Consider the following 8,270-nt stretch of genomic DNA (forward strand, 5'->3'; position numbering starts at 1 on the left):
CTTCAGGTCGGACACGTCGATGATGGTCCTGCCGTTCTGGATCTTGGGTATCATATTGACCGTGAGGCTCTTGCCGTTGACCTTGATGGTCCTGGAGCCGATGGTCATCTCTACCTTGACGTTGTTGATGTAGGCGGTGACAGTCTTGGTCTTGCCGTCCCACAGCACCACGCCGCCGTTGGCGTTGACTATGTCTCTGATCTTGGCCTTGCCGCTCTGAGGCAGCACCAGGTTGGTGCGCTCGGCAGTAGCGAGGGCTACCTTCTGGGAGATGTCGGCCTTGGCTACCTTGTAGGGGGTGCCCAGGTCGGCCTCGGCCACCTTGGGAACGTCCAGATCCACGGGAGCGCTGACTGCGACCTTGCCTGTGTCGGCCCGGGCCATCAGCTTGGCGGAAGGAGTCTGGCTGACGCCTACTGCGCTGAGAGCAGCCACGGGCAGGCTGACGGGAGCGGCAGCCTTGGCCTCTGCGGTGACCTCGGGCATGGAAGCCACGGGCATGGCCTGCAGGGAGCCGGTCTTGATGCCGGAAGCGGTCTCTATCTGCTCGTTCTGCACGCCGGCCTTCTCGGCGGGAGCCAGCACGGGAGCGGGAGCGCCGTTGCCCTTGTCAAACACACCGGCGGAACCGGCGCTCAGGGCAGCGGAAGAATCCTTGCCGCCGGCCACTACTGCAGCGCTGATGCCGGCAGAGTCTTCTCTGGCGGCGCCGACTTCGGCGCCGGCCTTGACGGAAGGAGCGGCGTCAACCTTGACGGAAGGAGCATCCAGGTTGGCCAGGGCGGTACCGCCGTTGTTGACCACTACCTTGTAGGAGATCCTGTCGCTCTGATTGCCGTCGTTGTCAAAGGCGTATATATCGATGAAGTGCTCGCCGTCCTCCAGAGCCGTGGTGTCCAGGGTGTAGGTGTAGGGAGCGTTGTTCTGCATGAGCTTCAGCTTCTTGTCCACCAGCAGGCTGACTATGGGAGCCTCGCCGCTGTTGTCCTTGGCATTGATGGAGATCACCTTTTTGCCGCTGATGACGTCGCTGTCCTTCAGGTTCTCAAAGCTGACCACGGGAGCAGTGTTGTCAAATATCTGATCGGACACGATGCCGCTGCCGGACACGGAGGTGACTATCTTGTTGCCCGCGTAGAGCTTGACCTCCATCAGGTGCTGGCCTCTGGAATAGGGAGCGGTGTCCCAGTCAAAGGACACGATGCCCTTCTGCGAAGGCACGTCCAATCTCTTCTTCTCATATATCTTGCTGTCAATGTAAAGGACCACGGTGTCGATCTTCACATTGGCGGACTCGCTGTCATAGCTGACGGTCACGTCCACCATCCGTCCGTCGAGAGTCTTGGATTTGGGTGAAACCAGTGTGGCTACAGCAGCGCTTGCGGCGGAGGCCAGGATGCTGGAAAGCATGATGCACGCCGTGACAAGGCTCATGAGCCTTAAGCTTTTTCTGAACATAGCATATACTCCGATTAAGGTATTATACAATTAAAGCATATCACATCGACCGGGAAATAGTCAATGAAAAAAATTATTTTTTTGAAAAAATTTTCCGGGCCCCTCACAGCAGCCTGCGGGGAACGAAGTCCAGCCCGTCGGCGGCCACGTATCTGTATTCCACACCGTTGATGAGGCCGTCCATATACTCGCCGCCGTGGATGTGGCCATATACCACCATGTCCACTCCGGAGCTCCACAGCAGCCGGGCAAAATCGTTGTGCTGCATGTTGTCGTCAAAGGGCGGATAGTGCATCAGCACCACCCGGGTGCCCTCCCCCATGGCGTCTATGGCCCGGGCCAGATAACAGAGCTCCCTGTTCCAGATGGCAGGGTCGGCGGAGCGGGTCTTGTCCTCCCGGCGCCAGCCTCGGGTGCCGGCGAACCAGCAGCCGCCTATCTCCACGGCGTCACCCTGCAGCAGTATGAGGCTGCCGGGGACCGTGCGCCGGAGCCGGGCGGTCTGCTTGCGGTGCCACCACAGCTCGTGATTGCCCCGGACCAGGACCTTGGTCCCCGGCAGGGAAGCCACGAATTCCAGATCCGGCATGGCGTCGGGCAGCTTCAGGGCCCAGGACACGTCCCCGGGCACCAGCACCACGTCGTCGGGAGACACGGTCTGCTCCCAGGCGGCCCTGATCTTGTCGGCATGGTTTTTCCAGTGGCTGCCGAACACGGACATCTCCTTGTCCGGGACGGCGGAGTGCAGGTGCAGGTCGCTGATGCCGAAGACAGCCATCAGGCCTTTTCGACCTGCTCTTTGATGGCGCCCAGCATGCCGTCGGCGTTTTCCCTGACCAGCTTGGCTATGAGCTTTTTGATGATGCCGCCCACCATGGGCACGTTGTATTCCACTTCCATGGCCAGCTTCACCAGGGTGTCGCCGCCGCCCATGTCCTCGAATTCCCAGACGCCACGGTACACCTCGTAGTCGCCCCGGCCCTCGGGCATGAAGAACTCGCACACCCTGCGGCTGTCGTCCCAGAGGTCCGTCTCCTCCCACTTGACTGTGAGATTGAACTTCTGGATGGAGCCCACCCAACGGCTGAGATACTGCACTCCGGTGTCGGTGGGAGTCCTGTCCAATATTTCTATGCTCTTCATATCGGGCATGAATTCGGGAAATTTGTCCACCTCTTTAGAAAAGGCGTACACCTTGTCCACGGGGGCGTGGATGATGATAGACGTATTGACCTGTGACATAAGCACCTCTCTTGATATAGTCATAACTATATTATACCTTTTTTCGGCCCGCCTTGCAAACCCGAAAAAAACCAAAAAAAATCGCCGGCGGGCCCAAATATTTGACAAATAAAGTAAGATAATATATAATATACATAAATGGTAGGAGGTGACGCTATGAACCCCATAGTTATCTATTATTCGCGGACAGGCACCACCAAGGCTGTGGCAAAGGAGATCAGCCGCCAGCTGAACTGCGATACCCAGGTCATAGTCCCCGCCAAGCGGTATTCGCGCTTTTTCCTGAAATGTCTGTTCCGGGCCTACAGGGAAAAAAGGGACGGCGAGTGGCCTCTCCTGAAAAGCAAGCTCAATCTGAGCCTGTATGACACCATCATACTGGGCTATCCCGTGTGGTGCGGCTCGGCGCCCCGGATACTCTTTTCGTTTTTGAAGGCCCAGAGGATACAGGGCAGGACCATCATCCCCTTCTGCACCTACAGAGGGGACGCCGGCACCGGCAACGACGACCTGATGAACGCTTTTCCCGACAACGTCTGGAAGGGCGGCATGACAGTGCGCGCCCGCAACGCCGCCAAGTGTACGGAGGAAGTGGCCCGCTTTATCACCAAAAACGGCCTGGACAAGGAAGAAGAAAAGCCGGAGCGCAAGCAGGCTCCCGGCAAACAGACCAACAAATAAACAGACAGGCGGCCCCGGCCGCCCCCCATAAGAGGATGAACATGAAGCATTTGACGATCCTGGCAGCCTTGCTGGTCCTGGCTGCTCCCCTGTGCGCCCAAAGCGCCTTTTCCGACCTGCCCCGGGACCACTGGGCCTATGACGCTGTCAGCGAGCTGGAAGACCTGGGACTGGTGATAGGCTATCCCGACGGAGAGTTCAAGGGCAAGAGGACCCTGACCCGCTACGAATTTGCCATGGTGATCGCCCGTCTCCTGCCCCTGCTGACGGGAGAAGAGCAGGACCTGTCCGGCTACGCCCGGAAGTCCGACCTGGAGCCCTACGCCCTCCGGGACGGAGTGAAGCGCGGAGACATCATCGAGCTGTCCCTTTTTGCCGACACCGGCGCCCTCAGCAGGCTGCAGGCGCTCATAGACGAATTTGCTCCGGAGCTGGCGGCGCTGGATCTGGACGTGGACCTGCTGAAGGCAGACGTGGGCACCCTGAAGAGACGGGCCGCCCAGCTGGAAGAGGAGCAGGCCCGGATCAAGGTGACCGGCACGGCCAACTTTATGGTGCAGGGCGTGATCGGCGGCGATTCCCCCGCCATAGACTATGACGCCCGGTACCCGGTGGAAAAGATGTTCCGGAGACACCAGGCCTACTACAAGGACGTGCAGATCGACATCAGGGGCAGAGTGAACGACCACGTGAACGTGTTTACCACCCTGGTCATGACCGACCTCATGGACAAGGACATCAACAGGGAAGCCAGATACGACACCTTTGCCGACATAGTGCCCTACTACCTTTACGCCGTATCCACCGATGAGAAATGGGGCCAAATCAGAGTGGGCCGCATGCCTTTTCAGATCAACAACTACGTCTTCAGCAAGGGCACCGAGAATGCCAGCTTCAACATAGAGAGGCTGGACGACCACAACTTTGCGATGGAGGGCTTTGACTACTCCAAGGACTTTGGCGCCCTGGATGTCCGGCTGTGGGGCAACCGCCCGGTGTATGACTGGAACGAGAGAAAGCTGTTTTATATCGGCGGCGAGAAGATCTCCGCCAACGGCGGAGCCCAGCTGGGCCTTGATATGGGCGGCGCCCGCTTTACCGCCGTGTACGACAGGCTGGCCGCCGAGAACCGGGTCCCCTTTGTGGTGGACAAGATCGACTACTACGGCGCCACGGCCCACGTGCCCTTTGGAGAGTTTTTCACAGACGGCGGCTGGTTCCGCATGAAGCCCAACAAGGGCGTCAAGGCTGCCGACTGGTGGGACGCCGCTCTGGGCTACGACAACGGCAGGCTCAGCGCCAAAGCCGGCTACAAGACCGTGGAGAACAACTACGACGGCCTGTCCTGCGCCGACAAGATCTTCTACACCGTGGCCAACAACTACAAGGGCTGGTTTGCCGAGGGCAGCTACAGGTTCGGCGAAGCCTTCACCCTCAACGGCGCATACAAGCGCTACAAGGCCAACGATCCCGCCCTGCGCTCCAGGTTTCACGACCTGAAATACGCCAAGGGAGAGCTGATCTGGACCGTGAGCCCCCTGGACCGGCTGTCCGCCAAATATGAGCGGGGCGACTACAGATACTCCCCCGTGGACCGAGAGGCAGACATCAAACGGGAGGCCTGGACCGCCGCCTGGAACCGCAAGGTGGGCGACAATGCAAAGATCAAGCTGCTGTATCAGTACGTCAAATACGGCAACACGCAGGCCAGCCACATAGTGGCAGGACAGCTGACAGTAGGCTTCTGACAGAGTACACGCGAGCCCCGCAAGGGGCTCTTTTTTTGCGCCGAAAACTCTCTCGTCATCCCGGCCCAAATTTCGGGGTCCCCGAAAAATCGCAGATTTTTTGGGGTGAAAATCGCAACATATGTAATGCGTCAGCATTACGCGATTTGGGGGAAGGGATCTCGGGCGGGACCCGTCTGATTTTTCCTTGCTCACGCTTGCGTGAGAAGGCAGACGGGGAGGACCCGGTCCTCGGTAATGACGAGAAGCCTCACCGACCGTTCCGTAGCTGAAACTGCTTTCCTCTCCTCGTTCCGTTCCTCGGCTCGTCCGGGCAAGGGGGGCTTCCCCCCTTCGCATACCCCCCTTTTTTTCGCGGGTATTGCATACTTTGCCCCAGCGAAACTTTTTTCGCCGGGGACCCCGTACACACCCGCCCGGGCAGGGAGGACCATTTCAGGACCCCCCTCTCCTCGGGGCCCCCGCAAAATCGAATAGATTTTGTGGGGTGAGGCCAGGGCCGGCTGCCCTGCACCCGTCTGCGCCTCAGGGCTGCGCTCTGCGGCGGGGCAGAAAAGAAGCTGCATTTCTGCCTTTTCCGCCTTGCGCCTGACGGCGATGCTTGCCCTTCGGCTTGAGCAGGGGCTTCGCCCCTCCCACCCCGGCCGGTCCGTGGCCCGGGCTCGCGGTTCTGTCGGAGGGGATCTCTTACCGTCAAGCCTGACGGCTTGCCGCCGAGATGACGTCTCATGTTGAACGGGACAGAGATGTCCTCCTCTCCGCCGCGGGGACCCCGAGAGTGAGGGCCCAATGGACCCTCACCGCCGGGATGACGCGGGGTCGTGGCGCGGGCGCCGGGATGACGTCTGATGTTGAACGGGACAAACGCGCTCTCTGCCGTTTTGGCCGGGATGACGAGAAAATTTTCTATCTTTGTTTGACAATCGGCCCTTGTACAATTATAATAAAAATGTGTTATGACCACTGCGGGCGCAGCCAAAAAGGAGGTGACACATTCTTGAGTATGCTGTGAGTGCCCGGGACATGACAAAGACATTGTTTACAAGGCTGTTTCTGCAAGCTCCGGCAGGCAACACGGATACTGCCCTCTCTTGCGAAACGGCGTGGAACCTCAAGAGGTACATTATGAAAAAACTTATCTTTATTCTGGCCATAGCGTTTGCTCTGGCCGCTCCCGTGCTGGCGCAGACCACGTTTTCCGACGTGCCCCGCGACCACTGGGCCTATGACGCTGTCAGCGAGCTGGAGGCCGTGGGTCTTCTGGTGGGCTATCCCGACGGCGAATTCAAGGGCAAGAGGACTATGACCCGCTACGAGTTTGCCCTGGTGCTGACCCGCCTGCTGCCCTACCTGGGCGAGGAAGGCCTGGACGTCAGCGGCTTTGCCAAAAAGTCCGACCTGGACAAGTATATGCTGAAGGGCGACTACGTCCCCGGCGAAGACCCGGACCTGTCCGGCCTGGCCACCGCCGACGCCCTCAACAAGATCAAGGCTCTCGTGGACGAATTCCAGCCCGAGCTGGCTGCTCTGGGCGTGGACGTGAACGCGCTGAAGGCCGACGTGGCCGCTCTGAAGAGCCGCGTGGCCGCTCTGGAAGAGGAGCAGGCCCGGGTGAAGATCACCGGCTCCGCCAGCTTTATGATCAAGGACATCGTCCGCGGCAGAAAGATGGCTCCCGACTATGACGGCGCCCCCACCGAGAAGTTTCTGAAGAGGCATCAGTCCTTCTTCAAGGACGTGCAGCTGGACATCAAGGGCAGAGTGAACGACCACGTAAACGTGTACACCACTCTGGTCATGGGCGACCTGATGAACAAGGACAATGGCTTAGCAGCCCCTTATGACACCCTGTCCGACATCATCCCCTACTACATGTACGCTGCTTCCACCGACGAGACCTGGGGCGACGTGAGAGTAGGCCGCATGCCCTTCCAGCTGAACAGGTTCCTGTTCCAGAGAGACACCGAAAGCTCCTATTTTGATATAGCGAGACTGGACGACGGCAACTTTGCCTTTGAAGGCTTTGACTACAGCAAGGCTTTCGGAGCCTTTGACGTCCGCGTGTGGGGCAACCGCCCCGTATACGACTGGTCGGACAACCAGGTATACTACCTGAGCGGTCAGAAGGTCTCCGGCAACGGCGGCGTGCAGCTGGGCTTCAACTTCGGCGACGCCCGCATCACCGGCGTATACGATATGCTGGGCACCGAGAACAAGGTCCCCTTCCAGGTGGACAAGGTCAAGTTCTACGGCGGCACCCTGTATGTGCCCTTCGGCCAGTTCTACGTGGACGGCGGATACTTCAAGGAGAAGTACAACAAGAACTTCGGCTCTGCCGAGCACTGGGACGCCACCCTGGGCTTTGAGAACGACAAGCTGTCCGTGGCCGCCGGCTACAAGAGAGTCGGCCCCAACTGGTACGGCTTTACCGTGCCCGACGATATCTTCGGCGTCTCCGGCGAGAACTACAAGGGCTATCACGCCGAGGCTTCTTACAACATCACCGACGCCATCAAGGTATACGGGGAATTCAAGAAGTATGACGAGATAGACGACGCTCTGCCCGAGACCTTTGACGAGATGAGATACTTCAAGGCAGGCGCAGCCTGGGACGTGACCGATCTGGACAACGTGTATGCCGAATACGAGCAGGCCAAGGATGCCCGCAAGCAGGAAGCCTACACCCTGGGCTGGAAGCGCAAGGTGGGCGACAACGCCCGGATCAAGATGCTCTATCAGTATCTGAACAACACCTATCATCGCAACAGCCACATAGTTGCCGGTCAGCTGACCGTCAATTTCTAAAGGAAGCAATTCCCGCGAGCCCCGCAAGGGGCTCTTTTTTTGCGCCGAACACTCTCTTGTCATCCCGGCCCAAATTTCGGGGTCCCCGAAAAATCGCAGATTTTTTGGGGTGAAAATCGCAGCATATGTAATGCGTCAGCATTACGCGATTTGGGGGAAGGGATCTCGGGCGGGACCCGTTTGCCCGTTCGTTGCTCTGTCGCAGACAGAGAGGGCAAATGCTTCAGCACCGCGTCATCTCGGCGCGGCCGGCCATGTGTCAGACGCCTTGGCGTCCTGCCGGCCGCCGGGAGAAAGTGAGTTTTGTCCCGTTGGGCCGGTCCGTGGCCCGGGCTC

General features: G+C 59.1%; 6 protein-coding genes. 3 read left to right on the forward strand and 3 right to left on the reverse strand.

The window, feature by feature from the left end; all coding sequences use genetic code 11:
* From IK083_00935 to IK083_00945, 3 genes are all read right to left on the reverse strand, one after another.
* A partial coding sequence (locus IK083_00935) for a hypothetical protein (protein ID MBR4748124.1) occupies positions 1-1,458 on the reverse strand: 1,458 nt, incomplete at its 3' end.
* Between the two features lie 103 nt (positions 1,459-1,561).
* Entirely contained in the window at positions 1,562-2,236 is a 675-nt protein-coding gene (locus IK083_00940; protein MBR4748125.1) for a metallophosphoesterase, read from the reverse strand.
* Complete coding sequence (locus IK083_00945) at positions 2,236-2,700, reverse strand: SRPBCC family protein (protein MBR4748126.1); 465 nt, start codon at positions 2,698-2,700, stop codon at positions 2,236-2,238. Before IK083_00945 ends, IK083_00940 begins: the two co-directional genes overlap by 1 nt.
* Before the next feature lie 156 nt (positions 2,701-2,856).
* Between IK083_00945 and IK083_00950 the strand changes: the two genes are divergently transcribed.
* From IK083_00950 to IK083_00960, 3 genes are all read left to right on the forward strand, one after another.
* On the forward strand, positions 2,857-3,381 hold the full coding sequence (locus IK083_00950; GenBank protein ID MBR4748127.1) for a hypothetical protein: 525 nt from the start codon (positions 2,857-2,859) through the stop codon (positions 3,379-3,381).
* A 41-nt stretch (positions 3,382-3,422) separates the two neighbouring features.
* Positions 3,423-5,129 (forward strand): S-layer homology domain-containing protein, encoded by a 1,707-nt coding sequence (locus IK083_00955; protein ID MBR4748128.1) that lies wholly within the window; start codon positions 3,423-3,425, stop codon positions 5,127-5,129.
* Between the two features lie 1,125 nt (positions 5,130-6,254).
* Positions 6,255-7,934, forward strand: coding sequence for an S-layer homology domain-containing protein (locus tag IK083_00960; GenBank protein MBR4748129.1), 1,680 nt, complete (start codon positions 6,255-6,257; stop codon positions 7,932-7,934).
* Positions 7,935-8,270: the final 336 nt, after the last annotated feature.

It is taken from the genome of Abditibacteriota bacterium (genome assembly GCA_017552965.1).
Lineage (GTDB): Bacteria > Armatimonadota > UBA5829 > UBA5829 > UBA5829 > RGIG7931.